Genomic DNA, 25,962 nt, shown 5'->3' with positions numbered 1-25,962 from the left:
GCCGGGGTGGGGGCCGTCGCCGTACGGTCAGGGCGTCAGGCCCTTGCGGACCCGGGCCGCGCGGCGGGCCTCGGCCGCCTGGCGCGCCTCGATGGTCTTGCGGGACTCCTTGCCCTTGCCGGGCCGGCCCGGGCGGGTGCCGATCCCGCGGAACCCGAGGTCCGTGCCGCTCGGCCGGCCCTTGGCGTCGGTCGGCGCGGCCCCTGCCAGCGGGACGCCGGAGGGAGCCTTCGCGCCGGTGATCCGGCTCAGCGCCGCCTCGCCGGACCGCACCTGGGTGATGGTGGGCCGGATCTTGGCGTCGGCCATCAGCCGGGTGATGTCACGCCGCTGGTTGGGCGTGATCAGGGTGACCACCTTGCCGGACTCGCCGGCCCGCGCGGTCCGGCCGCCGCGGTGCAGGTAATCCTTGCTGTCGGCCGGCGGGTCCACGTTGACCACGAGGTCGAGGTCGTCGATGTGGATGCCGCGGGCGGCCACGTTGGTGGCGACCAGGACCGTGACCAGACCGTCCTTGAACTGCCCCAGGGTCCGGGTGCGCTGGGGCTGGGACTTGCCGCTGTGCAGCCCCTCTGCCCGTACTCCCATGGCCCGCAGGTGCTTCACGAACTGGTCGACGCCGTGCTTGGTGTCCAGGAACATCAGCACCCGCCCCTCGCGCGCGGCGATCTCGGTCGCTGCCGAGACCTTGTCCGCCGCGTGGATGTGCAGCACGTGGTGGTCCATCGTGCCGACCGAGGCCGACTGCGGGTCCACCGAGTGCGAGACCGGATCCTTGAGGTAGCGGCGCACCAGCTGGTCGACGTTGCGGTCCAGGGTGGCGGAGAACAGCATCCGCTGCCCGGCGTGGTGGACCTGGTCCAGGATCTCGGTGACCTGGGGCATGAACCCCATGTCGCACATCTGGTCGGCCTCGTCCAGCACCGTGATCCGCACCCGCTCCAGGTGCACGTCACGCCGTCCGACCAGGTCGCTGAGGCGCCCGGGGGTGGCGACGACGACCTCCACGCCGGTGCGCAGCGCGCCCGACTGGCGGCCGATCGAGAGCCCGCCGACGACGGTGGCCATGCGCAGCTTCAGCGCCCGCGCGTACGGGTCCAGCGCCTCGGTGACCTGCTGAGCCAGCTCGCGCGTCGGTACGAGGACCAGGGCGAGCGGCCGCTTCGGGTCCGCCTGCTGTCCCGCCGTACGGGCCAGCAGCGCCAGGCCGAAGGCGAGGGTCTTGCCGGAGCCGGTACGGCCGCGGCCGAGGATGTCACGGCCCGTGAGGGAGTTGGGCAGGGTCGCCGCCTGGATCGGGAACGGCTCGCGCACCTCCTGCTCGGCCAGGGTGGTCACCAGCTCAGGGGGCAGGCCGAGTTCGTCGAACGAGGCCACCGGGGGCAGGGCCGGGGTACCCGTGCGGGGCATGGCGAACTCGCCCTGCGGACCGAGGGTCCGGGGCGTCTTGCCGCCGCCGTGCTTGGCTCCCGGCTTGGAGCCTGCCTTCGCTCCGGCCTTGATGCCGAAACGCCCATGAGCTGACGGGTTCTTCATGCAGAACCTTCCGTGGAGAGGAGCGGGAGGGGACGGGCGCGGAGTGCGGACGCGGCCGTGAACGGCGACGAGCCGGGCCCGTACCCCTCGGTACGGCCCCGGCTCGTCGTACGTGTCCGCATCGGGCCAAAGCGCCCCGCGCCTGAAGTTTCCCGCCCATTTTACCAGTCGGGACCTACGGCGCCGCGGGGCCGGGTGCGTCGCCGCAGACCTCGTCGTGATGGGCCCGCAGCTGCTGCGCCGCCCGCTCGAACCAGTCGGCGATGACGGCGATCTCGTCGGGGGTGTACTCGGCGAACACCCTGCCGAGCCGCGCGTAGAAGGGCTCGTACACGGCGACGACCCGCGCGGTCGCCGCCGGATCGGCCACCACCCGGACGCGGCGCCGGTCGGCCGGGTCCGGGCGGCGGTGCGCGTAGCCGGCGCGCTCCAGGCGGTTGAGCACCCCGGTGACGGCGCCGGTGGTCAGGTTGGTCAGTTCGGCCAGGTCGCCGGCGGAGAGCGGGGCGTCGGCGGCCCCCAGGATGTGGCCCAGGCAGGTCAGATCGGTGACGTTCAGGCCGAGCCGCTGCGCCATCTCCTGCTGCCCGATGAGCCCGAGGGCCACGAACCGGTCCATGCGCGCGAGGGCCTCCCCGGCCGCGACCGGGGGGCGGGTCTTGCCGTGCACCCACACACTCCTTAGTATCTAAGTTACTTAGCTCGTGAGATAAAAGAGCCTGCTCCGAGCCTATCGCCGTCCCATCCTCCGGGGAGAAGTCATGAGCGCGCACGGACACGTCGACCTCGGCCACACCGTGGCCGGCTGGACCGGCACCGCCCTGGCCCTGCTGGGCACCACCGGGGCCGGAATCGCGGTCTGCGCCGGCTGGGCCCCCGGTGTCTGGCTGGGCCTCGGCGTGGTCCTGGTGGCCGGGCCGGTCACCTGGCTCCTCCACCTGGCCGGCTGGGGCAAGCCCAGCGGGCCCCGCCCGGAGGCCGAGTGGGACTGGCGCGTCCGGGACTCCGCCGCCCGCACGGGGCACGCGGACTGCCTGGGCTGCCGGGCCGGCGGGCCGCGGCGGGCCGCCGGGACGGCCCTCGCCCCGCGATCCGCGGCGTCGTCGCCCGCCGCCGATCGCGGCGAGTGACCGTCCGGCGCACCCCCGGATGGCCGCGCCCGGAGTGTGGCCGGCGTGACGGGTGGGCAGTATCGAGACGGCCGCACGTGCGGCCCGAGCGGAACGTTGAGAAGGATCAGCCAGATGGCAACAGGCATCGTGAAGTGGTTCAACTCGGAGAAGGGGTTCGGCTTCATCCAGCAGGACGACGGCGGCCCCGACGTGTTCGTGCACTTCTCCGCCATCCAGACGACCGGCTTCAAGGAGCTGGCCGAAGGCGCGAAGGTCGAGTACGACGTCACCCAGGGCCCCAAAGGCCCCCAGGCCGAACGGGTGGTCACGCTCTGACACCGCTTCACGAGCCCAGCCCGTGAGGGGAGCCCCCGCCGGATTTCCGGCGGGGGCTCCCGCGCGGTGGCCGGTCCGTCAGTCCTCTTCCACGGTGATCGCCGAGACGGGGCAGGCCCGCGCGGCCTCCCGCACGAGGGCGCTGCCGTGTCCGTCCTCCCGTCCCGGCAGCACCTCGCCGAACCCGTCGTCGTCCTGGGTGAACACCTGGGGCGCGGTCAGCGCGCACTGGCCGGCGCCGATGCAGCGGTCCTGGTCGACCGAGATCCGCACGGCGCTCACCAGGCCACGGGGAGTTCGACCATGCCCTGGATGGTGTCCCCGGGCTTGAACGGGATCAGGTCCGGCTCGGCCGCCAGCCGCAGGCCCGGCAGGCGCCGGAACAGGGTCCCCAGTGCGATCTCCATCTCCGCGCGGGCCAGGTTCTGACCGAGGCACTGGTGGATGCCGAAGCCGAAGGCCAGGTGGTGCCGGGCCGGCCGGTGCCAGTCGAGGGCGTCCGGCTCCGGGAACACCGCGTCGTCGCGGTTGATGACGGAGGTGGAGAAGACGACCCCGTCGTCCGGCCGGATGGTGACCCCGCCGACCCGGATCTCCTCGGTGGCGACCCGCAGCATGCCGTCGGCGATGGACAGGAAGCGCATCAGCTCCTCCACCGCCTCCGACATCAGCGAGGGATCGGCCCGCAGCTCGGCCAGCTGCTCCGGATGGCGCAGCAGGGTGAAGGTGCCGAGCGAGATCATGTTCGCGGTGGTCTCGTGGCCCGCGATCAGCAGGATCGCGGCCAGGGAGACCAGTTCCTCGATGTCGGTCTCGCCGGTCTCCAGGCGGTCGGCGACGAGTTCGTCCAGCAGCCCGTCGCCCGGATCGGTGCGCTTGCGCCGGATCAGCGCCTCCAGGTAGGTCTCCAGCTCGTGGCGGGCCTCCTCGACGTCGGAGAGCTCCGGGCCGCGCAGCAGCCTGCGCGACTGGGCTTCGAAGAACTCGTGGTCCTCGTAGGGCACGCCGAGCAGCGCGCAGATCACCATGGAGGGCACCGGCAGGGCGAAGGCGCCGACCAGCTCGGCACGCGGCCCGGCCGCCACCATCGCGTCGATCAGCCGGTCCACGGTCTCCTGGATCCTGGGCCGCAGGGCCGCCGTGCGCTTGACCGAGAAGCTCGGGATCAGCATCCGGCGCTGCGCGTTGTGCTCCGGATCGTCCACCCCGATCAGGGCGGTGCGCCGGTTCTGCAGCCCCTTGAACCGCCGGGTGGGCGTGGGGAAGGACTCCTTGGTGCGGTCCGCGGACAGGCGCGGATCGGAGAGCAGGGCGCGCGCCTGCGCGTGGCCGGTGACCACCCACACGGAGCGGCCGTCGAAGAGGGTGACCCGGGAGAGGGGGCGCGCCTCCCGGAGGGGCTCGTAGGCGGCCGGCGGGTGGTAGGGGCAGGTCCGGTTCTGGGGGAAGGCAACGGCATCGGACATGGAAAGCAACACCTCGCAAGCGATGGTTCCGTCTCGCCGGACTCCATTACATGCCTGAGGCACCTATCTTACCTATGCTGCTTTCGGTCAGCCTGCCCGGGTTCACCCGGGCGCGCGTCCCCGGCCCCGCCGGGGCCGTCGGCTCAGAGGTGGGTGTCGAGGAACGTCCGGAACTCGTCCCCCGTCAGCGGACCGGCGTGCGCGGCCACCGCTGCCCCGGACCGCAGCAGGACGACGGTGGGGGCGCCGGTCACCCCGTACCGGAGCACCGGCCCCGGGCAGCGGGTGATGTCGGCGCGGACGGCGGTCAGGCGGCTCCCGTACTCCTGCGCCACTTCCGCGAGGAGGCCGTCCATCACCCGGCAGGCCTCGACGGCCTTCGGCCAGGTGCCGGTGAAGCAGACGAGGACCGGGCCCTCCGCCATGCCGACGACGAAGTCGAACTCCTCGTCCTCCAGTGGCCGGTGTACCCGACGGGCCATGGGTGTGCTCCTCGCTCGCTCGTCCGCCGTGACCGCCAGCCTAGTGGTTCCGACAAGGCGCGCGGACGCCGGAGCCCGGCGGGACGGGGCCTCCCGGTGGATGCTCCAGAGTGGCCGCCGCACCATATTGCACCTGCGGCTTCTCCTGTAGGTTTCGCACGGCATTCACGGCGAAGAGGGCTGGATTTCCCGGCATATGCGTACGGGGGCCAGTGGGTCGGGAGGGATCTGGCATGACGGAGCGAGCCACTCGGGGCAGAGCGGCGGTGGCCGCGGCCGCCCTCGCGGCGGGCGCGCTGCTGCTCGCGGGATGCGGTCAGGGCGACGGCGGGACGCCGGACGCGAAAGCGGCGCCGGCGGCCTCCGCCCCGGCGGGCTCCTCCGCCCCGCCGTCCGCGGCGGTCTCCGCGAAGCCCCTCGCGCCCGGTGAGGTGCGCGTGGCCGGCGAGGTCGGCAAGCCGTACACCCTCACCCTCGCCGACCTGCGCGGGCTGCCGCAGACCTCGGCCTCGGTGAAGTTCACCAGCGCCAAGGGGGAACAGGAGCACGCCTACCAGGGCGTCCCGCTGAACGAGGTCCTCAAGCGGGCCGAGCCGCGCTTCGACCAGAACAAGAAGAACGGCGCTCTGCGCGGGTTCGTGTCCGCCACCGGCGGCGGCGACTACCGCGCCGTCTTCGCCTGGGCCGAGATCGACCCCGCCTTCGCCAGGAGCCAGGTGCTCCTCGCGGTCTCCGAGGACGGTGTGGCCTTCGACGACGCGGCCGGGCCCCGGCTCGTCGTGCCGCAGGACACCAAGGGCGGCCGGTACGTCTCCGAGCTGAACGGGCTGTGGGTCGGGGTGGTCGACCCGCTGGTCGACGGGGCGAAGTGACGCCCGGCCCCCGGGACCGGTCCCTGCGGCGCCGGGCCCTGCTCGGTGCCGGGGGACTGGCCGCCCTCGCGGCGGGCGGCGCGGCCCTGGCGGCGGGTGACCCGGCCGTACGCGCACCCGCCGGCCCGCTTGCCCCGCCCGCCCCGGTCCCCTTCCACGGCCCCCACCAGGCCGGGATCCTGACCCCGCGCCAGCCCTGCGCCCGCCTCGCCGCCCTGGACCTGGCCCCCGGCGCCGACCGGGCGCGAGCCGCCGCCCTGCTGCGCGCCTGGACCGCGGCGGCCGAGCGGATGAGCCGGGGGAAAGCACCCGGCGACACCGCCGCCGACACCGGGGTCGCCCTCGGCGGCGGACCCGCCTCGCTGACCGTCACCTTCGGCTTCGGGGCCGGATTCTTCGAGCGCGTCGGGCTGGGTCCGGCCCGCCCCGGGGCGCTCGCGCCGCTGCCCGCGTTCCCCGACGACCGGCTGGACCCGGCCCGCAGCGACGGCGACCTGTTCGTACAGGTCGGCGCCGACGACCCGTTCGCCGCCGTCCACGCGCTGCGCGCCCTCCAGCGGTCGGCCCGGGGCGTGGCGGCCACCCGCTGGGAGATGGCCGGCTTCACCGGGCCGCCCGGCGTCGGAAGCGCGGGCGCGACCCACCGCAACCTCATGGGCCAGCTCGACGGCACCGCCAATCCGGCCCCGGCCGGCGACCCGGCCCTGCGGGGCCGGATCCTCGTCGAGACCCCGGACACGCCCGGCTGGCTGCGCGGCGGCTCGTACGTCGTCGTCCGCCGGATCCGGATGCTCCTCGACCACTGGGAGGGCCTGCCCGAGCACCACCGCGAGGAGGCCGTCGGGCGGCGCGTGGCCGACGGGGCGCCGCTGACCGGCGGCACCGAGCACACCCCGGTGGACCTGGAGGCCGCCCGCCCCGACGGCGTCCCCGTCATCGCCGCCAACGCCCACGTCCGGCTGGCCGCGCCGAAGGGCAACTCCGGCGCGACGATGCTGCGGCGCGGCTGGTCCTACTACGACGGCCCGCGCCCCGACGGGGCCCCCGACGCCGGGATGCTCTTCGTGGCCTGGCAGTCCGACCCGCGCACCGGCTTCGTCCCCGTCCAGCACCGGCTCGCGCGGGGCGACGCGCTCGCCCGCTACGTCGTCCACGAGGCGTCCGCCCTGTTCGTCGCGCCGCGCGGGGCCATGCCGGGGGAGTGGGTCGGGCAGTCGCTGCTGGAAGGCTGAACCGGTCCGCTCCGCGCGGGGCGGCGTCAGTCGGGGCCCGAGCCGCGACCGCCGGAACCCGAGCACCGGCATCGATGTCAGTGCCGCCTGTGAAGCTGTCCCCATGGACGACAGGATGCTGCGGCGCCGGGTCTACGGCGGCGACCACGACGACCCCGACCCGGGCCCGCGACCGGGCCACCGTTACGGCGAACTCGTCGGCGGCCCCCTCGACGGGCTGCTCCTCGACGTCACCGGCTGGAGCGCGCGCCGGCTGGCCGAGGAGGCCCGGCTGCCCACCGAGATAGGGCGCTACGGGCCGGGCGGGCGGACCCACTACCGCCGCCGGCCCGGCGACCCGGACCACTGGGACTGGTCGGGCGACAGCCGGTAGGGCGCGGGGCACGCGGACGGGCCCCCGATCCGCCGACGTGTGACCGGGAGCCCTGCACGTCTCTTCCGCCACGGCCCACCGTCCGGATGCGCCGGACGCGGACGGATCGACGGCAGCCCCCGCGGCCTCGCCGAGCGGCTCCGGGCACCGCCCCCGTACAGCAGAACCCGTTGCCCGCCGTCAAGCCCCGTGAGATCATCGAGGTTCAACGGTCCGTCTCCCTTCGTCCGCGCATCGCAACGCGAGCGAAAGAGTGCGGGCCGTTGCCATGTCCACGGTTTCGGGCGATCCACCCGGATCCGTGGACGTGATGGACGGGGAGGGGGCCCAGTGTGAAGGGCGGGTACGGATCGATGGATGCGGCAGAGCCGGCGGAAGCCCGTATCGAGGATGCGGACAACATCCTGGTCGCGCCTTCGACGTTGCACGGCGATGACGTGGTCAGGGAATTCTTCGGGTCCACGATCACGCCGGAGGACCTCGCCTGCGGTTCGCCCGACCTCGCGCGGAAGACCGTCTACCTGTGTGGCGACGTATCCGGGATCAGTGGCCGCCAACTGCGTGCGGCGACGCGGGTGTTCGTCATCCGGGAGCTGTCACGCGGCTACCGCGGGGACGCGGACGCGCCGTGGACGGCCGTCGGCCTCGGCCGGGTTCCCCTCCGTGTGCACGGTGCCGGCGTGTACTACCGCCGCTTCTTCGACCCCGGTGCCGATCACTTCGGACGGATCCGTGACGAGCACGAGTTCCAGTCCCTGACGGAGTCCACCAAGCCCGGAACGGCCCGTCGCAGCGGAATCTATCTGACGCCCGTCACGCGCGACGGTGACGAACTGCATTTCCGTCTGCTCCGGTGTTCCACCAACCTCTCGGGGCCGACCGAGGGGTTCGGCCCGACCGACACGAGCATCGTCGAGGCCCTGAACCGCGAGGCCGCCACCGTCTTCCGGAACCAGGCACCGCTGAATCACGTCCTCGCCCAGATCTACCACAACACCCTCGCGACGGCCGGGCGCAAGCAGTCCAAGGCCAGGATCTCGGCCCACGCGGACAAGACGAAGGACATGCCCGTCAACGGCATCATGGCCTTCTGCACCTTCTACGACCGGCTCGACGGGCTGCGGCCCCTGGCCGACGACGCCTTCGACCACGGAGTCAAGGGTGCCAGCGGGCTGACCAGACTCCACTTTCGCCTCAAGGAGCCGCTGGAGGCACGCGACGGGGCCGCGCTCCCCACGCAGTTCGCGCTGACCCTGTATCCCGGCTCGGTGTTCTTCATGCCGCTGTCCGTCAACCGCCTGTACACGCACGAGATCAGACCCGCGGGGCTGGACGCGGAACTGCTCCCGACCCGCCTGGGGTACGTGGTGCGCTGTTCGAGCACCGAAGCCGTACACAAGAACGGCCACACGTTCCTCAAAAGGGCCGGAGACCCGGTGCGGCTGGGGCCGCCCACGCCGGCGGGCATGGACGAGCTGCGCAGGCTGTACGCCGAGGAGAACAGGACCTCGTCCTCCATCGACTACGGCGACGCGTTCTTCTTCAGCATGAACACGGGAGATTACGTTGCCCCCCGGCTCTAGGATCTCGGACGAGATCCTCTCGTGCGCCGTGCCGACCGGGGAGAACCCCTTCGAGGAGCTGTCCGCGTCGGCTCGCTGGGAAGACCTGGGAAAGGGCCGGCGGGGCGCCACGCTCACCAGGATCGACGAGACGGACGGTGTGCCCCTCGTACGAACCACCACCCGGTACGGCAGTCCGGCGCAGCGTTTCCGGGCGGTGCACGAACGGCTGGCGCGACGGATCCAAGAGCGTGCGGCGCTTCCGGTCGGCTTCAACAACGCCCTCATCGAGAACTACACGAACGCCTACCGGACCATGGGCAGCCACTGCGACCAGGCCCTCGATCTTGCCGACGGGTCGTTCATCGCCGTCTTCTCCTGCTACCGACATCCCGAAACGAGCCCACCGAGGAAGCTGATCTTCGAATCGAAGGGGTCCGACGGCGAGAAGTTCGAGATCCCCCTCGCCCACACGAGTGTCGTCGTGTTCTCCGTCGACACGAACCGGCGGCTCAGGCACAAGATCGTGGCGGACGCGCCCGTCCGGGCGGAGGACGACCCATGGCTGGGCGTCACGTTCCGCACGTCAAAGACGTTCGTCCGGTTCCGCGACGGACACGCCCACCTGCCGCGGGGAGAGCGCCTCACACCGGCCGACGACGAGCAGCGGCGCGAGTTCTACCGGCTCCGGCGACGCGAGAACCACGAGACGGACTTCGTCTACCCCCCGCTGACCTACACCGTCAGCGAGAGCGATCTGATGCCGCCCGTCTGACCTGGAGGGCGGCTCACACGGAACCGTCCCGGCCCGAGCGGCTCACGCTCCGCGCCCACAGCACCAGGGGGACTTGGAGCGGGAGCCGGGCGACGGCCACCGCCCGCAGGGCCGGCGAGCGGCGGCGGGCGTCCGCGGCCATCTTCACGTTCGCCGGGAACACGCCGACGAAGAACGCCGCCGTCGCCAGCGCCGCCACCCGGCGGGTGCGCGGATGGGCGACCCCGGCGGCCAGCACCAGCTCGGCCGCACCGCTCGCGTACGTCCACTGGCGCGGGGTCCCCGGCAGGGCCCGGGGCACGACCGCGTCGAACTGCTTCGGCAGGGCCGCGTGGGCCACCGCCGCACCGGCCAGGAGGCCGGCGAGCAGGAGCGGCGAGGAGGGGGTGCGGGGCATCGGGGATCCTCTCGCAGGGGCCTGGGGCCCCGATCCTACTCAGCGGTAGCCCCGGTGGATACGGGTCCGGCCGTCCTCCCGGTGGCCGTCGGGTGGCCGCCCTCCGGGATTCTCCGAAGAATTTTCCCCGGAGCTGTCGATCCGGGCGCCTCCCGTTCGACGCAGGGGTGAGAGGCGGGGAACGTCCCCGCCCTCCCGACCGAGGAGTCACCATGCCGCGTTTCCTGAGCCTGATCCGCATCGACGAGCAGAACCTGCCCACCGACGGCTTCCCCGCGGACTTCGAGGAGCGGATGGGCGCCCTGCTGGAGGAGATCACCAAGGCCGGGGTCATGCTCGACACCGCCGGGCTGCTCCCCACCTCCGAGGGCACCCGGGTCGACTGGTCCGGGGGGAAGCTCAGCTTCACCGACGGGCCCTTCACCGAGACCAAGGAGGTCGTCGGCGGCTACGCCCTCCTCCAGTGCAAGGACAAGGCCGAGGCACTGGAATGGACCAAGCGGTTCCTGTCGATCCACCCCACCAGCTGGCACGTCGGCGCCGAACTCCGCCAGATCCAGGAGATGTGACGCTCCGCGCCCGCCCCGCGTTTGCCCCGGTCCGTCACGGCTGCTCTGATGGGTGGCCGTGACGGCAGTGAGTACGGCCCAGGCGGTCGAAGCGGTGTTCAGGATCGAGTCCGCGCGGATCATCGCCGGCGTCACCCGCATCGTGCGGGACGTCGGCATCGCCGAGGAACTCGCCCAGGACGCCCTGGTCGCCGCCCTCGAACAGTGGCCGCTCTCCGGAGTCCCCGACCGGCCCGGTGCCTGGCTGATGGCCACCGCCAAGCACCGGGCGGTCGACCTCGTCCGCCGCAGGGAGACCTACGCGCGCAAGCTCGCCGAGGTCGGCCGCACCCTGGAGGACGTACCCCCGCCCGCCGAGCCCGCGGCCCCGGACGACATCGACGACGACCTGCTCCGCCTCGTCTTCACCGCCTGCCATCCGGTCCTGGCCACCGAGGCCCGGATCGCGCTCACCCTGCGCCTGGTGGGCGGCCTCACCACCCAGGAGATCGCCCGCGCCTTCCTGGCCTCCGAACCCACCGTCGCCCAGCGCATCGTCCGGGCCAAGCGGGCCCTGGCCAAGGCCGGGGTGCCCTTCGAGGTCCCGTACGGCGCCGACCGCGAACAGCGGCTCGCCTCCGTCCTCGAAGTCATCTACCTGATCTTCAACGAGGGCTACTCGGCCACCGCCGGCGACGACCTCGTGCGGCCCGCCCTCTGCGAGGACGCCCTGCGCCTGGCACGGGTGCTGGCCGCCCTCATGCCGAAGGAGCCCGAGGTCCACGGACTCGGCGCGCTGCTGGAGTTCCAGGCCTCCAGGACCGCCACCCGCACCGGCCCCGACGGGGAGCCGGTGCTGCTCGCCGACCAGAACCGGGCCCGCTGGAACCGTCTCCTGATCCGGCGCGGCGTCGACGCCCTGCACCGCGCGGGCACCGGCCCGTACTCCCTCCAGGCCGCCATCGCCGGATGCCACGCGGCGGCCGTCCGCTACGAGGACACCGACTGGGCCACCATCGCCGCCCTCTACGGACGGCTCGTCCACCTGGTGCCCTCACCGGTCGTCGAACTGAACCGGGCCGTCGCCGTCTCCATGGCCGAAGGTCCCGGAGCGGCGCTGCCGCTGGTCGACGCCCTCGCCGACGAGCCCGCCCTGCGCTCCTACCACCTGCTGCCGAGCGTACGGGGGGACCTGCTGGAACGGCTCGGACGCGGGCCGGAGGCCCGCGCCGAGTTCGAGAGGGCGGCCTCCCTCACCCGCAACGTCCGCGAACGGGACCTGCTGCTCGCCCGCGCCGCGGCCCTCCCGCGGGTCAGGCCCTGAGCGGGGCCGCCTGCTCCACGGACCGCCGCGGACCGGCGAGCCGGCCCGGCCGTCGGAAACCGCCCGTACGGGCGACGCTGCGCACGGTCTCGCGCAGCGCGTCCTGGAAGTCGCCCATCGTGCGGCGGGCGGGGACCGTGTCCACGTAGAGGGAGTTCATGTGCAGTCCGTCCGCGTCCCGCTGGAACCACGAGCAGGCCCCGTTGGCGCGCGCCGACCACACGTGCGTGGCGGGCCGCCACTCGTGGTGGCGCTCCGCTCCCCGGCACTTGCGCATGTCGATGTACGAGAAGAAGTTCACCGGGTACGGCCAGGAACGGGCCGCGAACTCCTCGGGCGCCAGCAGCTCCCAGGCCCGCACGAACGGCACGTCGATGTGGGCGATCATCTCGCCGAAGCCCGCCCGGACCGCCGCCATCACCTGCGCGAAGTCCCGCCCGGGGGAGGCGTCGAACTCGATCGGCATGGTGTTGACGAACCAGCCCACCGCATCGTTCCAGGAACCGCGCCCGCGCTCGCTCACCGGCATGAACCCCCGGTAGACGCCGGGACCGCCGGCGTCCCGCAGACAGACGGCCACCGAACCGAGCAGCCCCATGAACGGCTTCGCGCCCACCTGCAGACAGGTCTTCTCGAACACCTCGGCCTCGGCCGGATCCAGCAGCGACGAGGCCTCGTTGACGATCGGGTACATCCGGTCCGGCTCCACGCCCAGGTCCAGGGGGAAGCGGGGGAAGAACTCCCCGTTGCGGGCGATGAACGACTTCCAGTAGCCCAGGCGCTCGTCGTCGGCGCCGATGGAGAGGTAGCGGCGGCGCTGCTCCTCGGCGAAGTCGAGGTAGCTGGGTACCGCCGGCAGGTCCCCCTCCTCGCCGCGCCGCAGCGCCTCGTACGCCGTCATCACCTCACGGACCACGATCGGCATCGACATGCCGTCGCAGACGATGTGGTCGAAGGCGAGGTACACGGTGGCGGAGTCCGGGCGCAGCACCGCGCCCATGGTGAACAGCGGCCACGACAGGGTGTCGATGCTGCGCTTGAAACGCTCCACCAGGAAGGCGCGCAGCCGCTCCGCCGAGTCGAACGAGGCCACGTGCTCGGCCTCCAGGGCCAGTTCCCCGGGCGCCAGGGGCTCGCACGCCAGCTCACCGGCCAGCCGCCGGAACGCGCAGCGCAGCACCTCGTGCCGCCGGACGAAACCCAGCAGCGCCTGGGCGAGGGCCGCTTCGTCGAGCGCGCCCTCGACCTCGAAGGTGATGGCCAGCCACGACGCCACGGGGTCGTCGGCGCCGCGGCTCTCCTCGGCGACGGTGAAGTGCTTGTCCTGGTTGAACGAGGCCCTTCTGCCCGCAGGGTCACCCCCGTCCGCGCCGGCCGGCCCGGCCGTCGACCGCAACCGCCACTCGACCACGCGTCCCGGCGCCACGTGGCGCAACTCCAGAGGAAACTGCCGCATTCCGTCATCCCTTCGCCCCCGGATCAACCCCGAGCGCCTAACGACACCCGGACCACGGAAGTGACGCCCGCACCCCGATGACGGGTCCCGGGGCGGGCGGGAAAGGGAACTCCTAGGCGCCCGCGCCGCCGTCCTCGTCGTGCGGGTCGTGCGGGTCGTCCGCGTCGTCGCGGCGGACCTCGATGTGGTCGGACGCCCGGTCGACCGCGACCCGGTGCTCCATGCCCAGCGCCTCCAGGAACTTCTGCGGCAGCTGTACCCGGCCGGTGCGGTCCAGCATCACGTACTCGCGCTCGCTGACCGACTCCGTCCCGTGCTCGTCGGTGACCGTCCGGCGCAACACCTCACTGCTGGTGCGGCCGTCGCGGATGGCCACCGTACGGCGGACCTCGCCCGCCACCATCGGGTCGTGGGTCACGATGACCACCGTCGCGCCCAACTCCCGGTTGACGGTGCGGAAGGCCTCGAAGACGGCGGCGCCGGTCTCCGAGTCCAGTTCGCCCGTCGGCTCGTCCGCGAGCAGCACGGCCGGCTCGTTGGCCATGCCCACGGCGATGGCCACGCGCTGCTGCTGGCCTCCGGAGAGCTCGCCCGGCCGGCGGTCCGCGAGTGCGCCGATCTCCAGCGCCTCCAGCAGCCCGCCGACCCGCTCGGCCCGCCGGGCCGCCGCGCCACCACGCCCTCCGCCCTTCAACTGCATGGGCAGTGCGATGTTCTGAGCGACCGTCAGGAAGGGCATCAGGTTCTTCGCCGTCTGCTGCCAGACGAAGCCCACCGTCTCGCGGCGGTAGCGCAGCCGGTCCCGCGCGGACATCTCCAGCAGGTCGTAGCCGCCCACCGAGGCCGTGCCGGCCGTGGGCACGTCCAGGCCCGCCAGGATGTTCAGCAGGGTCGACTTGCCGCTCCCGGAGGCGCCGACCAGGGCCACCAGATCGCCCCGGGCCACCGTCAGTTCCAGCCCCTGCAGGGCCTGCACCTCGACCCCGGCCGAGGTGAAGATCCGTACGAGGCGGTCGCAGGCGATGGCGGTGCCCTCGGGGCGGGTCCGGGGCGCGGCGGCGGCCAGCGCCGCGCTCCGCAGTTCCTCGTAGGTGGGCGCTTCGCTGTTCAACGTGGGTCTCCCGCTCTCAACTCGGTGGTGATCTGGCGTCGGCCCGATATCGCCGCCTCGGCGGCCACGGTCAGCACCAGCAGGGCGGCCAGGCCCAGCGACTGCGCGAGCACCGGCCACACGCCGAGCCGTACGCCGGTGGGCACGGCCGAGCCGACCAGCGTGGACAGGTCCACGGACGGACCCAGCAGGGCGACGGCCGCCGCCGCGACCAGGCCGCCGCCGAGCGCGGCCGCCAGGGCCTGCGGCAGGGACTCCGCCAGGATCAGCGCCAGGCCCTGCCGGGGTCGCAGCCCCATGGTCCGCAACCGGGCCAGGAGGGCGGCCCGTTCGGGAGCGGCCCGTAGCAGGTTCAGGAGTACGGCGAGCAGCGCGAAGGCCGCCACGCCGCCGAGGGAACCCCAGAACAGCCGGGTCGCCGAGGCCTGGAGGGGTTCGGCGGCGAGGGCGGCGGCCCCGGCGGAGCCGGTGCGCACCATGTACGCGTCGGCCTGGCCCTTCGGGACGGTGGAGCCGAGCAGTGCGCGCAGCGGGCCCTCCTCGACCGCGCCGAGGGCGAACCAGTGGGTGGCCGTCCCGGTCCGCGGCAGGCGGGCCGCCGTCGGCCCGGAGGGGAGCACCACCACGTTCGCGGCGGCGCCGGCCAGTGCGGGCGTGCCGTCGATCACGCCGGCCCCCCGCACCGGCAGGGTCTTGTCATCGCTGAAGCGCAGTTCCCGGACGACGCCGCCGGTGAGCCGCGCGGCCAGGCCCTTGCCGAACAGCGCGGGCAGCGGGGCGTCGGCGCCGCCCCCGCCGGCCAGCAGGCCCGGGTCGAACCGCCCCCGGCCCACGGCCCGGGACAGCTGCGCGTACGCGACCGGGTCCGCGACGACCACCGTGACCTGGGTGGAGCCCTGCTGGGTGTCGAGGAGGAACGCCCAGTTGTCGACCCAGGCCGGGACGGAGGCCCGTACGCCGGGCAGCCCGGAGGCCGCCTTCGTGAACGCCTCCGGGACCGTGCCCAGCGGCGGCGCCGCGACCTGGGCGTCACCGCCGATCGCGGCCCGCGCCACCTGGTGCCGCGAGGTGTCCACGGAGGCCAGGACGGTGGCTCCGAAGCCGCCCGTGGTCACGGCCAGCAGCAGCGCGATCAACGGCAGCACCGACGGCCGGGAACCGCCGCCGCCACCCCGGGCCGCACGGGCCAGGCCCAGGAACCCGATCAGCCCCCGGCCGCGTCCCGCCGCGTGGGACAGGACCCGTACCAGCACGGGCAGCAGCCGGGCCAGCAGCAGGCCCCCGCACAGGGCCAGCAGCAGCGGGGCGGCGACCAGCAGCGGGTCCAGGCCCGTCCCGGCGGGAGCGACCCCGCGGCGGTTGACCTCGACCACGGCGGCCACGGTGGCGGCGAGCACGAGCAGCTCGGCCACCAGTCGTCGGCGCGGAGCCCGCCCGCCGCGCCCCGACAGCAGCACGAAGGCCCGTACGGGGAAGGCCAGCAGCGCGAGCAGGGTGACGGCCCCGGCCGCGAGCAGGGCCGGCCCCGGCCGGGGGACCGGCAGCAGCACGAAGGCCAGGGCGGTGGCGAGCGCGGCGGCCGGCAGCACGGTGACCGCGCCCTCCGCGAGGAGCCGGCGGACGATCCCGCGGCGCGAGGCGCCCCGCGCGCGCAACAGCAGCAGTTCGGCCGTACGGCGGTCCGCGCCGAGCCCCGCCGCCAGGCACAGCACCACCAGGGCCTCCCCGGCCAGCCCGGCGGGGCCGAGGGCGGCGAGCGGGGCGGCGGCCTGCTGACGGGCCCGCGCCTGGGCGAACAGCCTCGGCAGTTCGGAGGTGACCTGCAGCTCCGCGCGACCGGTGCTCTCCCGCAGTCCCGCCGCCGTGGGCCCGGCCAGGTACGAGGCCACGGCGGCGGAGGTGCCGGGCAGCCGGTCGGCGCGGACCGTGCCGGTGTCCAGGGGGAGCCGCCAGAAGTCCCGTACGGTGCCGCCCCATTCGCCCATCCGCTCGACACCTTCGGCTCCCACCAGGGCGGTGACCCGCCAGGTGGGCGTCAGACAGGCGGCGGTGGGGCAGGGCAGGCCGTCCCAGTACACGTCCGCGGGATCGTCGGCGGCGTAGAGCCCCACGATCTCCGCGAGGAAGGGGGTCCCCACGGCGGACTGGGTTTTGAAGACCGTGCCGATCCGGGCGTCCAGCGTCTCGGCCGCGCTCTTCGCCAGGGCGACGGGCAGCGGCGCGCCCGCGGGCGCACCGCCGGGCCAGCGGCCCTCCACGATCCGGGCGTGGGAGGTCACCCGGGGCAGGTGGAGGAGGCTCAGTTTGGTGGGCGGCGGGGGATCGCCCGGCATCATCTTCAGCTCGGTGTTGGCCAAGGGCTGCGGGGTGACCGTCACGGTGCCGTGGACCGGGCCGCTCGCCGCCAGGTCGATGCCGGTCCCCCCGCCGGTCCGCGCGCGCAGCTCCGCCAGGACGGAGTCCAGCGACTGCGGTGTCCGCGGGCCGGGGAGGGTACGGGCACTGGCGTACAGGCTGGTCGGGCCCGGGCCCTGCTGCTCCAGGTACGAGCGCACCGCGTCATCGGCACCCCGGTCCAGGGCCCGGGGCAGGGCGGCCGCCAGCAGTACGGCGACGAAGGCCAGCGCCGCGGCGAGGCCGGCGGCCAGGGGCATCGCCCGGAGCCGCGTGTACACCCAGGCCGCACCGCGCCCGCCTCGCGGGGCGCGGGCGGGGGTGTCGCCCGCGGCGTGACGGGGGGTGGGTGGAGCGGCCGGGTCGGGGGGCGGGGTGCCTTCGGGACCCGGGGGCGGGGTGGTCACATCTCCTCCACGTACCGCAGCCGCGCGGCTGCGCCTCGGTTGGTCCGCCCGCCCCGGCCGCCGAGCACCGCCGACAGCAGGGGCACCGCCGCGACCGCGAGGGCCAGCAGCAGCGTCTGGGTGGTCGGCAGGTCCACCACGACTCCGGGCACCGGCCGCCGCGCGGCCGGTGTCAGGACCGTCAGCGGCACCACCAGGTGGACGATCGCCGCGCCCAGGCCCACGCCGACGGCCGTTCCGAGGCCCACCAGCAGGCAGGCCTCGGCGGCGGCCGTCCCGGTGAGCCGGGGCCGCGAGGCGCCGAGGGCCGAGAGGATCGCGTGCTCCCGGGCCCGTTCCCGCCCCGAGGCCGCCGCCGAGGCGGCGAAGCCGATCGCGGCGAGCACCGCGCACGCCACCGCCAGGGCCGCCAGCGCGGCCTGCGGGCCCGCGCTCAGCGGGTCCCGGAGCAGCGCGCCGGCCACCTCTTCGCGCAGCACCACCTTCTGCGAGCCGGCGCCCGCGCGCAGGGCGGCGGCGGCCCGTGCCGGTTCCGGGTCGCCCGGGGAGGCGGCGGGCAGCCACCATTCGTCGGCGATGGGCAGGTCCTGCGCGTCCGCGGCGGCGAGCCGGCGCGCGGCGGCGTTCAGGTCGACGGCCAGGGCGGTGTCACCGGCCACGGGCAGCGACCCGACGGCGGCGGTGACCCGGACCTGCACGGTGGTGACGCCCAGTCGGACGGAGACGTTGTCGCCCACGGAGGCCCCCATGGCGGCGAGGAACCCGCGGGTGGCGACCCCGCGGAGCTCGGCGGGCGGTCCGCCCGGGCTCAGGGAGATCTGCACGGGGACCCCGGGGCGGCCCTCGTAGTGCAGCCGCAGCAGGTCCGGCCCGGCGGGCCGCAGTGCTGCGGCCGGAACCCCCTCGGACACCTCGGGGGTACGCAGGTTCCAGTCGGGCGCGGTGGCCGCCACGGGCACCCCCGGTCCGTCCGGGGTCCCGCTCAGCGAGACGCGGCGCACGGCGAGGTCCCCGGCGACATCGGCCACGGTGCTGGAATCGAACCAGGCCGGCTCGGCCCCGTAGGACATCGCCACGCCCACGATGGCCAGCGGCCCGGCGGCGGACCCCAGCGGGGATCCGGTCAGGGGGTCGAGCCGCACGGAGACGGTGCCGTCGCCGTTCTCCGGGAGGGCGGTGACCGGGGTCCGGTACGTGAGCCCGAACCGGTCGCGCAGCAGCAGTGCGAGGGACGGCCGGCCGCTCGTCGCGGGGGCGGTCGGCGCGGTCACGGTCACGTCGAGGTCGATGCGCCGCGGGGTTCCGGGCAGGTCGATCCCGTCGCCGCCCGGCGCCCGTCCGGCGGCGGTGGCGGCCGGCGGTACGGCCAGCGGGGCGAACAGTTCGGCCATCGGCCGTCCGTCACGCAGGTCGGCCCGCAGCGGCAGCCGGCCGGCGGCGCGGGAGTCCAGGGCGAGCAGCCGTCCGGGCTTCCGGTCCGGCAGGGCCACCTCGGTGTGGATCACGGGGATGATGCGGTCGCCCCCGGGCAGGGCCGCGTACCGGCCGCCCCGGCCCATCGGGGCGAGGTCGCCCCCGGTGACGCGCAGTCCGCCGGCGGTGGCGAAGTCGGCCTGGTCGCGCTGGGAGGCGGACCAGGCCGAGTGCTGGCCGAGGGCGAGCACCCCGCTGGACACCGCGAGCACCAGCAGCAGGACCGGTCCGGTGGCCCGCTGCGGCCGGCGGGCCAACTGCCAGCCGACCAGCGCCGGTCCGAGCCCGCGTCCCCGGGCGGCGACCCGCCCGCCCAGCCGGGCGGCGAAGGGCAGCAGCCGCAGCACGAGCAGGGTGCCCGCGCACAGGGCCAGGGTCGGGGCGGCCACCAGGACGGGGTCCACACCGAGGACGTCGCCGCCGGCCGGGGCGGCGTCCCCCTCGCCGCCGCTGTACCGGGAGAGCTGCCGGTAGGCGAGGACCGCGAGGGCGACCAGCGCCAGGTCCGCGCCGGAGCGGGCGAAGCCCGACACCACGGCCCGGCGGCGCCCGCCGCGCCGCAGGGCGGTGGCCGTGGCGCCGCGCAGGACGGCGGGCAGCGTGGTCAGCAGTACGCACAGCAGGGCGAAGACCGCCGCGGCCGGCCACAGCAGCCAGGAACCGCCGGTGTCGAACGGCACGTGGGCCAGCGGCCCGTAGCGGCCCGTGAAACGCAGCAGGAGCGGGGCGAGCAGCGGGGCGAGCACGACGGCGGGCGCCGCGAGCAGCAGGGACTCGGCGGTGGACAGCAGGCCGAGCCGACCGCGGGAGGCGCCGCGCGCGGTCAGCAGGACCCGCTCCGGCTCCTGACGCTCCCTCAGGAGCCCGGCCACCAGCAGCAGGGCGGCCGAGGCCAGGACGGAAAGCTGGAGCGCGCCGACGAGCAGGGTGGACCGGGCGACCCGCTGGCCGGACTGCACGTCGGCGATGAAGGAGGCCAGTCCGCCGCTCACCGTCAGCCCCGAGGGGGGTGTGGTCTCGGCCGCGGCGGCCCGGCCGCGCACGGCCTCGACCCCGGAGCGGGGTGTGCCGGTGAAGTCGGGGGTCAGCAGGGTGGCGCGGCTGCCCTGCGGCAGGCCACCCGCGGTGAAGGCCGAGTCGTCGACGAGGAGCGGCCCGTACGTGGTGAAGCTGCCGACCCGTACCTCCCGTCCGCCGAGGGGGTCGAGCCGCCAGTACGGGGCGTCCGGTTCGGCGGCCCGGTAGACGCCCGTGACGAGCACGTCCAGCGGGGCGCCGCCGAGGCGGTCCTCCAACCGGACCTCGGCGGGCAGCCGTTCGGGGGCCAGGCCGAGGCGGGTCAGGGCCGCCGTGGGCAGGGCCACCGGCAGCCTGCCCGGGTTCGGGCCGACCGCCTCGGGCCACTTGCCGGCGAGGAGCCGTACGCGGTCCCGGGCCAGTGCGGCGAGCACGGTGAGGTCGGCGTCCTTGCCGGGGGCCCGCTCGCCGGGCAGCCCGTACGAGCGGCTGCGCGCCACGCTCTCGGTGCCGGTCGGCACGGAGGCGAAGACCCGTTCGGTGAAGTCCCGTACGGCCGCGTCGTCGGCGGGGCGCTGGGGCAGGGCGTGGTCGCCGGTCAGCACGACGGCGGTGCGCGCCCGTTCCGGTCCGGTCAGGGCCCGGCGCATGCCCGCGTCGCCGACGCTCCGGGTGAACGCCAGCAGGGCGGTCAGGGCCGTCGTGGTGATGAGCACCGTGAGCAGTACGGCGGCGGCGAGCGGCCAACGCCCGCGCAGCCGGCGCATGACGAAGCCGAGCATGTGCCTGTTCCTCCCCCGTCCGGACCACAGGCCCCGGATAGCGGACGATGCTGTCAGATTCGATCAGGTATCGGAAGGGACTTGCGTGAGGGATGTGACAGATGAGCAAATTCGGACGTGAGGTGGGAGAGTGTCGGAAGCGCTCTCCGGGGCGGCGTCACCGCCCGCCGAATCGAGGGGGAGCCCACCATGACCCAGCAACAGGTCAGCGCCGCCAGCACCGCCGTCGCGCCCATGGTGGTGGTGCGCGACCTCCGGCGGAGCTTCGGGAGCGGGGCCCGGACCGTACACGCCCTGCGCGGCGTCTCGTTCGAGGTGCGGCGGGGTGAACTCACCGCCCTCAAAGGGCGGTCGGGGTCCGGCAAGACCACCCTCATGAACCTGGTCGGCGGACTCGACTCCCCGACCGGCGGCACCGTGGAACTCGACGGCACCGATCTGACGGGCCTGGACGAGAGCGGCCGGCTGGCCCTGCGCAGGGACCGGATCGGTTTCGTGTTCCAGTCCTTCGGCCTGATCCCGGTGCTCACCGCCGCGGAGAACGTCGGCGTCCCCATGCGGATGCGAGGGGTCCCCGCGAAACGGCGCGAGGAGCGCGTGCGCACCCTGCTGGCCCTGGTCGGTCTGGCCGACCACGCCGGACAGCGCCCCGGGGAGCTGTCCGGCGGTCAGCAGCAACGCGTCGCGGTGGCCCGCGCGCTGGCCAACGAGCCCGCCCTGATCATCGCGGACGAGCCCACCGGCCAGCTGGACTCCGAGACGGGCCGCTCGATCATGCGGCTGCTGCGCGCGGTGGTGCGCAGCGAGGGGGTCACCGCCCTGGTCGCCACCCACGATCCGGAACTGATGGAACTCGCCGACCGGGTGGTGGAGTTGCGCGACGGCCGGATCGTCGAGGCGACCGGCTGAGGGGCTCCGGGCGGTACGGCCCGGGTGGCGGGGGGAGCCGCCGGGCCGGGAGGGCGGCCAACGGCGGCGCAGCCGGCGTGAGGAGCGTGGAGGTCACGGGCCCACCACCCGCTCCCGGCCCGGGGGGCGGGGGCGCACGCGGGCGTCGAGGTCCAGCAGGAGCCGCAGGGGCCGCGAGCTCGCGGCGCTCTCCCAGGAGCGTCCGCTGCGGGTCCACCCGTCCAGTACGTCGAGCAGGGCCGAGTCGCAGAAGGTGACGAGGGCGGCGTCGAGGACGAGGCGGCGGGCACCGTCGGCGGCGCCCCGGTCGAGGAGGCCGCGCAAGGGGGCGCAGGTGACGAGGTCGAACTCCCCGGCGAGGCTGACGGCGAGGACGCCGTCGCGGAGCGTGGACCGTATGCGGGGCACCGGGTCGGGCGGGTCGGCGGAGGCGGCCGGGGTGGCTGGGGCGGCGGAGGCGGCCGAGTCGGCGGAGGCGGCCGAGTCGGCGGAGGCGGCCGGGGCGGACGAAGAGGGTGGGGTGACCGGGCCTGCCTGGGTGACCGAGCCGGCCGGGGTGACCGGGCCTGCCTGGGTGACCGGGGTGACCGGGTCGGCCGGGGTGGGGATGCCGGGGGCGTCGGCGGGGCCGGCCGAGGCCAGTATCGGGGCGCTTATCGCCTTTATGGGACTGTTCATGCCCCTCCCAACGGTCTCCGCCCCGGCCGGGAAGCGGCGGCCGGGCCCACTTCACCCGCGTGGGGCGCCCGGCTGACCCGTTCCGGCGGTCTTCGTCACCCGGGCGGGCCCTCGCCGCGCGCGGACGCGTCCCGCCCGCGGCGGCACCGGCCCCCGCCGGGTCCGCGCACCCCTTCCGCAGGTCAGGGCGGGGGCGGGAGCCGGTGGGCGCGGCGCTCCTCCGGGGCCGGAGGATGGAGCACGCGGGACGCCGACAGGCGCAGCAGGGGCGCGGGGTCCCGGTCCGCCGGGGTCCACAGCCGGACGGTCCGGTCGCGGGAGGTCGTCGCGAGGCGGGTGCCGTCGGGGGACCAGCACAGGCCGTTGACCCAGTCGGCGTGCAGCCCCACGACGACGGCCGGCGCCGCCGCCGACGCGGGGTCCCACAGCCGGACCGTGCGGTCCCGGGACACGGAGGCCAACCGGGTCCCGTCCGGGGACCAGGCGATCTTCTGGACCCGGTCGCCGTGACCGGTCAGGACAACGGGCCCCACCGCGCCCGAGGGGTCCCAGAGTCGCAGCGTCCGGTCCCGGGAGCCGGTGGCCAGTTGCCGTCCGTCCGGGGACCAGGCGACCTTCCACACCTGGTCGGCGTGGCCCTCCAGCGTCCCGACCCGCTCGCCGGTGTCCGGGTCCCAGAGGATCACCCTGCGGTCCGTCCCGCAGGTCGCCAGCCGCGTCCCGTCCGGGGACCAGTCGGCCCCGGTGACCCAGTCCCGGTGTCCGCGCAGCACACGCAACGGGGCGCCGCCCGCCGCGTCCCACACCCGTACGAGGCCGTCGCGCGCGGCCGTCGCCAGCCGGGTCCCGTCGGGGGACCAGCAGATCGCCGACACCTCGTCGCCGTGACCGTCGAATTCCACCGTCGGCGGGCCCCCGTCGCGCGGCCACAGCGCCGCCGTGCCGTCCCGGCGGCCCACCGCGAGCCGGGTGCCGTCGGGCGACCAGGCCAGGTCCCCGCACTGCCCGAGGGGCAGCACCTCGGGCGGTCCGAACTCCGGGGCGTGCCAGACCCGTACGGTCCCGTCCTCGGAGGCGCTCGCCAGCCGGGTGCCGTCCGGCGACCAGTCCGTCTGCCACACCGACTCGGTGTGCCCGCGCAGCACCGACGGCGGCGCGCCCGTGTCCCACACGGCGAGGGTCCGGTCCTGCGATGCCGTGGCCAGGCGCCGGCCGTCCGGGGCCCAGGAGAGCGCGTACAGGGCGTCCCGGTGCCCGGTGAGCCAGAGCGCCGCGTCCTCGGGGCCCCCGCCCGGGCGCAGGTCCCAGACGCGTACGTTGCGGTGCTGGTCACCGGCGGCGAGGCGGGTTCCGTCGGGGGAGAAGGCCAGGGAGTTGATCCCGTCCATGCTCTCGAAAGTGCGGACCGCAGCCCCCGTCGCCGCGTCCCGGAGCACCACCGTCCGGTCCGTCGACCCGGAGGCCAGCAGGGCGCCGTCGGGGGACCAGCACACTGCCGTGACCCGGTTGCGGTGCGCGGGCCCGGCCGGGACCGGGCCGCCGTCCCCCGCCGACGGCCACACCCGTACGACCCCGTCCTCACCGGCGGCCGCGAGCCGGCTGCCGTCGGGGGACCAGGCCGCGCTCCACACCATGCCCGGCGCCGCCCGCAGGGTGCCGGCGGGGGTCAGTTCGGCCGGATCCCACAGCCGGAGCACCCCGTCACCGGCCGCCGACACCAGTCGGCGGCCGTCCGGGGAGAAGGCCAGCGCCCCGTGCCCGCCGGCGTCCCCGTCCCCGTCCGCCCCGTGCCGTACGGTCGCCGACCGGCGCCAGGACACCGTCTCCCACGAGGTCAGCCGCGCGTCGCGGGTGGCGCACACCAACAGGGCCCCGTCGGGCGACCAGACCACCGCGCGGGGCCACCGGCCCGGCACGTCGAGCACCGCCGAAGGCTCCTCGGCCAGGGCCCCCGTCCCGGCCCGCGCCCCGGTGTCCGACCCGGTGTCCGCCTCCCACACGCGCAGCCGTCCGTCACCCGAACAGGCCGCGAGCCGCGACCCGTCGGGCGACCAGGCCGCGCCCGTCACCGCCGCCCCGAAGTCCCGGCGCACCGCCCGCAGCAGCGAGCCGTCCAGCGCGGTCCGCAGCGCCTGGAGGGCGCCCGGGGTCGGCGCCCACTCGGTGACCGCCGCCCGGGCGATCGCGATCGCGGTCTCCGGCTCCCGGCTCTCCAGCACCCGGGCCGCCACCGCGTCCGCGGTGCCGGCCCGCGCGGCGCCGTCCGCGCGGGCGCTGCGCTCGACGTACTCCACGACGAGCGCCGACACCTCCAGCCCGGACGGGGCGCCGGTCTGCCCGGCCAGCCAGGACCGCGCGTCCGCCAGCCGGTCCCCGGTCAGCAGGAACGCCTCGCCCCGCCCCGCGAACTCCCATTCCTGCGCCCAGCGTTCCCACGCGCCCCGCTGCCGCAGCCGCTCGACGTGGGCCTCGACGGCCGCGTGGAGCGGCGGCCACCGGCGCAGCAGCGCCTCGTGGGCCAGGTCGAGGACCCCCGCGTCGGAGGTCAGCAGCCGGCCCGCGACGAAGGCGTCGGCGATCTCCCGCTCGGCGGGCGTCAGTTCGGCGCGCGCGACCCGCCTGCGCACCGCCTCACCGCCCCGTACGGTGACCAGCCGCAGCAGGGTCCCCACCACCGGGTCCTCTCCCCGCGGACCACCGGGGCCCAGCAGCTCCGCGCGGATCCGGTCGGCCTGCCCGACGAGTGCCCCCGCGACGCCGCCGACCTCCCGGTACAGGGCGTGGCCGATCACCGACCCGGGCCCGCCCGCGCGCCGGTACAGCTCCTGGAGGGTGTAGGCGAGCAGCGGCAGCGCGTCGCCGCCCCCGCAGTCGTCGACGATCCGGGGGACCAGCCCCGCCTCGAACTCCACCCCGGCGGCGGCCCCGGGACGGGCCACCACCTCGTGCAGCGCCTCCCGGGGCAGGGCGCCGATCACCACCGGATCCCGTACCAGGGGCGCCAGCGGGCCCTCCAGGAACCCGGTCAGGAAGTCCGAGCGCAACGTGCCCACCAGCCACAGCCTCGGATCCCGGTCCAGGACCTCCCGTACCGCCTCCGCGAAGGCCGTGCGTTCCCCGGCGCCCGACAGCGTCAGCAGTTCCTCCAGTTGGTCCACCACCAGCACCCTCGGCCGGCCGTCCCGCGGCCCGCCGTCCACGGCCGCGCGCAGCGCGCCGACCGGATCGGCGGCGGGGGTGATGGCCGGGTACGCGGTCCAGCGCGCGCGGCGCCCCGTCAGCGCGGGCAGCAGCCCGGCCCGGACCAGCGAGGACTTGCCCGAGCCCGAGGGCCCGACCACCGTCACGCACCGGTGCGCCCGCGCCGGGACCGCCGGGTGCAGCCGGGCCACCAGCTCGGCGGTCTCCCGCTCCCGGCCGAAGAAGACGGCCGCGTCCTCTTCCCCGAAGGCCTCCAGCCCCGGGTACGGGGGCTGTCCGGCCGTCCACCGGGCGGCCGGTGCGGCCGGCCGGCGCTCCAGCCAGCGCAGCCACAACTGCCCGCCGACCAGGGCCAGCAGGCCGATCCCGACGAGGGGGATCGACCACTGCCGGAGCAGCCGCAGCGGGAGCGGGACCGCACCCTCCACGTTGGTCGCGTAGTTGGTGGCGATCCCCAGCAGGGCGCCCACCAGCATCAGCAGCACGTCGAGCACCAGTGCGAGAGGTCGTCGTTGCATG

The 25,962-nt window shown here is 75.2% G+C and carries 22 protein-coding genes; 10 read left to right on the top strand and 12 right to left on the bottom strand.

The annotated features are described in order from the left end of the window. Nucleotides 1-27: 27 nt before the first annotated feature. On the bottom strand, nt 28-1,410 hold the full coding sequence (locus ABZW32_RS07750; protein WP_266841435.1) for a DEAD/DEAH box helicase: 1,383 nt from the start codon (nt 1,408-1,410) through the stop codon (nt 28-30). 301 nt (nt 1,411-1,711) lie between these two features. Continuing rightward, nucleotides 1,712-2,206, bottom strand: coding sequence for a MarR family transcriptional regulator (locus ABZW32_RS07745; RefSeq protein WP_356212645.1), 495 nt, complete (start codon nt 2,204-2,206; stop codon nt 1,712-1,714). Between the two features lie 91 nt (nt 2,207-2,297). Here ABZW32_RS07745 and ABZW32_RS07740 point away from each other — a divergent pair, with 91 nt between their 5' ends. Both ABZW32_RS07740 and ABZW32_RS07735 read left to right on the top strand, forming a co-directional pair. After that, on the top strand, nt 2,298-2,666 hold the full coding sequence (locus ABZW32_RS07740) for an HGxxPAAW family protein (RefSeq protein WP_356212642.1): 369 nt from the start codon (nt 2,298-2,300) through the stop codon (nt 2,664-2,666). A 114-nt stretch (nt 2,667-2,780) separates the two neighbouring features. Continuing rightward, complete coding sequence (locus tag ABZW32_RS07735) at nt 2,781-2,984, top strand: cold-shock protein (protein ID WP_266836731.1); 204 nt, start codon at nt 2,781-2,783, stop codon at nt 2,982-2,984. A 78-nt stretch (nt 2,985-3,062) separates the two neighbouring features. Here the strand turns inward: ABZW32_RS07735 and ABZW32_RS07730 are convergent, their stop codons facing one another. From ABZW32_RS07730 to ABZW32_RS07720, 3 genes are all read right to left on the bottom strand, one after another. Further along, nucleotides 3,063-3,257, bottom strand: coding sequence for a ferredoxin (locus ABZW32_RS07730; protein ID WP_356212695.1), 195 nt, complete (start codon nt 3,255-3,257; stop codon nt 3,063-3,065). Between the two features lie 5 nt (nt 3,258-3,262). Further along, a complete protein-coding gene (locus tag ABZW32_RS07725) occupies nt 3,263-4,450 on the bottom strand; it encodes a cytochrome P450 (RefSeq protein ID WP_356212639.1) in 1,188 nt (395 codons plus the stop codon). Nucleotides 4,451-4,593: 143 nt separating this feature from the next. Next, the gene (locus tag ABZW32_RS07720) at nt 4,594-4,932 is read right to left on the bottom strand and encodes a thioredoxin domain-containing protein (protein ID WP_356212636.1); all 339 of its coding nucleotides are present in this window, start codon (nt 4,930-4,932) and stop codon (nt 4,594-4,596) included. 233 nt (nt 4,933-5,165) lie between these two features. Between ABZW32_RS07720 and ABZW32_RS07715 the strand changes: the two genes are divergently transcribed. The 5 genes from ABZW32_RS07715 (at nt 5,166) to ABZW32_RS07695 (ending at nt 9,746) form a co-directional block, all read left to right on the top strand. Beyond that, nucleotides 5,166-5,804 carry a molybdopterin-dependent oxidoreductase gene (locus ABZW32_RS07715; protein ID WP_356212633.1) on the top strand — a complete coding sequence of 213 codons (639 nt, stop codon included), beginning with the start codon at nt 5,166-5,168 and terminating at the stop codon, nt 5,802-5,804. Beyond that, entirely contained in the window at nt 5,801-7,036 is a 1,236-nt protein-coding gene (locus ABZW32_RS07710; RefSeq protein WP_356212630.1) for a Dyp-type peroxidase, read from the top strand. The genes ABZW32_RS07715 and ABZW32_RS07710 overlap by 4 nt, the downstream gene beginning before the upstream one ends. Before the next feature lie 103 nt (nt 7,037-7,139). After that, entirely contained in the window at nt 7,140-7,409 is a 270-nt protein-coding gene (locus tag ABZW32_RS07705) for a hypothetical protein (RefSeq protein WP_356212628.1), read from the top strand. A gap of 353 nt (nt 7,410-7,762) precedes the next feature. Then, the gene (locus ABZW32_RS07700; RefSeq protein WP_356212625.1) at nt 7,763-8,992 is read left to right on the top strand and encodes a hypothetical protein; all 1,230 of its coding nucleotides are present in this window, start codon (nt 7,763-7,765) and stop codon (nt 8,990-8,992) included. Continuing rightward, entirely contained in the window at nt 8,976-9,746 is a 771-nt protein-coding gene (locus tag ABZW32_RS07695) for a hypothetical protein (RefSeq protein ID WP_356212622.1), read from the top strand. Before ABZW32_RS07700 ends, ABZW32_RS07695 begins: the two co-directional genes overlap by 17 nt. Before the next feature lie 13 nt (nt 9,747-9,759). Here the strand turns inward: ABZW32_RS07695 and ABZW32_RS07690 are convergent, their stop codons facing one another. Then, a complete protein-coding gene (locus ABZW32_RS07690; RefSeq protein ID WP_356212619.1) occupies nt 9,760-10,143 on the bottom strand; it encodes a hypothetical protein in 384 nt (127 codons plus the stop codon). A gap of 212 nt (nt 10,144-10,355) precedes the next feature. On the opposite strand from ABZW32_RS07690, the gene ABZW32_RS07685 reads away from it, so the two are divergent. Both ABZW32_RS07685 and ABZW32_RS07680 read left to right on the top strand, forming a co-directional pair. Beyond that, nucleotides 10,356-10,712 (top strand): YciI family protein, encoded by a 357-nt coding sequence (locus ABZW32_RS07685; RefSeq protein ID WP_356212616.1) that lies wholly within the window; start codon nt 10,356-10,358, stop codon nt 10,710-10,712. Nucleotides 10,713-10,779: 67 nt separating this feature from the next. Beyond that, nucleotides 10,780-12,015: an RNA polymerase sigma factor gene (locus tag ABZW32_RS07680; RefSeq protein WP_356212693.1), complete on the top strand. Its 1,236-nt coding sequence runs from the start codon at nt 10,780-10,782 to the stop codon at nt 12,013-12,015. On the opposite strand, the gene ABZW32_RS07675 is transcribed toward ABZW32_RS07680, so the two are convergent. The 4 genes from ABZW32_RS07675 to ABZW32_RS07660 all read right to left on the bottom strand — a co-directional run bounded on the left by ABZW32_RS07675 (nt 12,005) and on the right by ABZW32_RS07660 (nt 20,655). Beyond that, nucleotides 12,005-13,471 (bottom strand): condensation domain-containing protein, encoded by a 1,467-nt coding sequence (locus ABZW32_RS07675; RefSeq protein ID WP_356212613.1) that lies wholly within the window; start codon nt 13,469-13,471, stop codon nt 12,005-12,007. The genes ABZW32_RS07680 and ABZW32_RS07675 overlap by 11 nt on opposite strands. Before the next feature lie 112 nt (nt 13,472-13,583). Further along, nucleotides 13,584-14,537 (bottom strand): ABC transporter ATP-binding protein, encoded by a 954-nt coding sequence (locus ABZW32_RS07670; RefSeq protein ID WP_356212690.1) that lies wholly within the window; start codon nt 14,535-14,537, stop codon nt 13,584-13,586. A gap of 41 nt (nt 14,538-14,578) precedes the next feature. Next, nucleotides 14,579-17,257 carry a hypothetical protein gene (locus ABZW32_RS07665; RefSeq protein ID WP_356212610.1) on the bottom strand — a complete coding sequence of 893 codons (2,679 nt, stop codon included), beginning with the start codon at nt 17,255-17,257 and terminating at the stop codon, nt 14,579-14,581. Between the two features lie 122 nt (nt 17,258-17,379). Continuing rightward, on the bottom strand, nt 17,380-20,655 hold the full coding sequence (locus ABZW32_RS07660) for an FtsX-like permease family protein (protein ID WP_356212607.1): 3,276 nt from the start codon (nt 20,653-20,655) through the stop codon (nt 17,380-17,382). Between the two features lie 189 nt (nt 20,656-20,844). Between ABZW32_RS07660 and ABZW32_RS07655 the strand changes: the two genes are divergently transcribed. Beyond that, a complete protein-coding gene (locus ABZW32_RS07655; RefSeq protein ID WP_356212604.1) occupies nt 20,845-21,564 on the top strand; it encodes an ABC transporter ATP-binding protein in 720 nt (239 codons plus the stop codon). Nucleotides 21,565-21,657: 93 nt separating this feature from the next. On the opposite strand, the gene ABZW32_RS07650 is transcribed toward ABZW32_RS07655, so the two are convergent. After that, a complete protein-coding gene (locus tag ABZW32_RS07650) occupies nt 21,658-22,242 on the bottom strand; it encodes an STAS domain-containing protein (protein WP_356212601.1) in 585 nt (194 codons plus the stop codon). A 182-nt stretch (nt 22,243-22,424) separates the two neighbouring features. After that, on the bottom strand, nt 22,425-25,961 hold the full coding sequence (locus tag ABZW32_RS07645) for a WD40 repeat domain-containing protein (protein ID WP_356212598.1): 3,537 nt from the start codon (nt 25,959-25,961) through the stop codon (nt 22,425-22,427). Nucleotide 25,962: the final 1 nt, after the last annotated feature.

This window comes from Streptomyces sp. NPDC004667, from assembly GCF_040609475.1.
Classification (GTDB): Bacteria; Actinomycetota; Actinomycetes; order Streptomycetales; family Streptomycetaceae; genus Streptomyces.
This window is presented reverse-complemented; position numbering and strand designations above follow the sequence as displayed.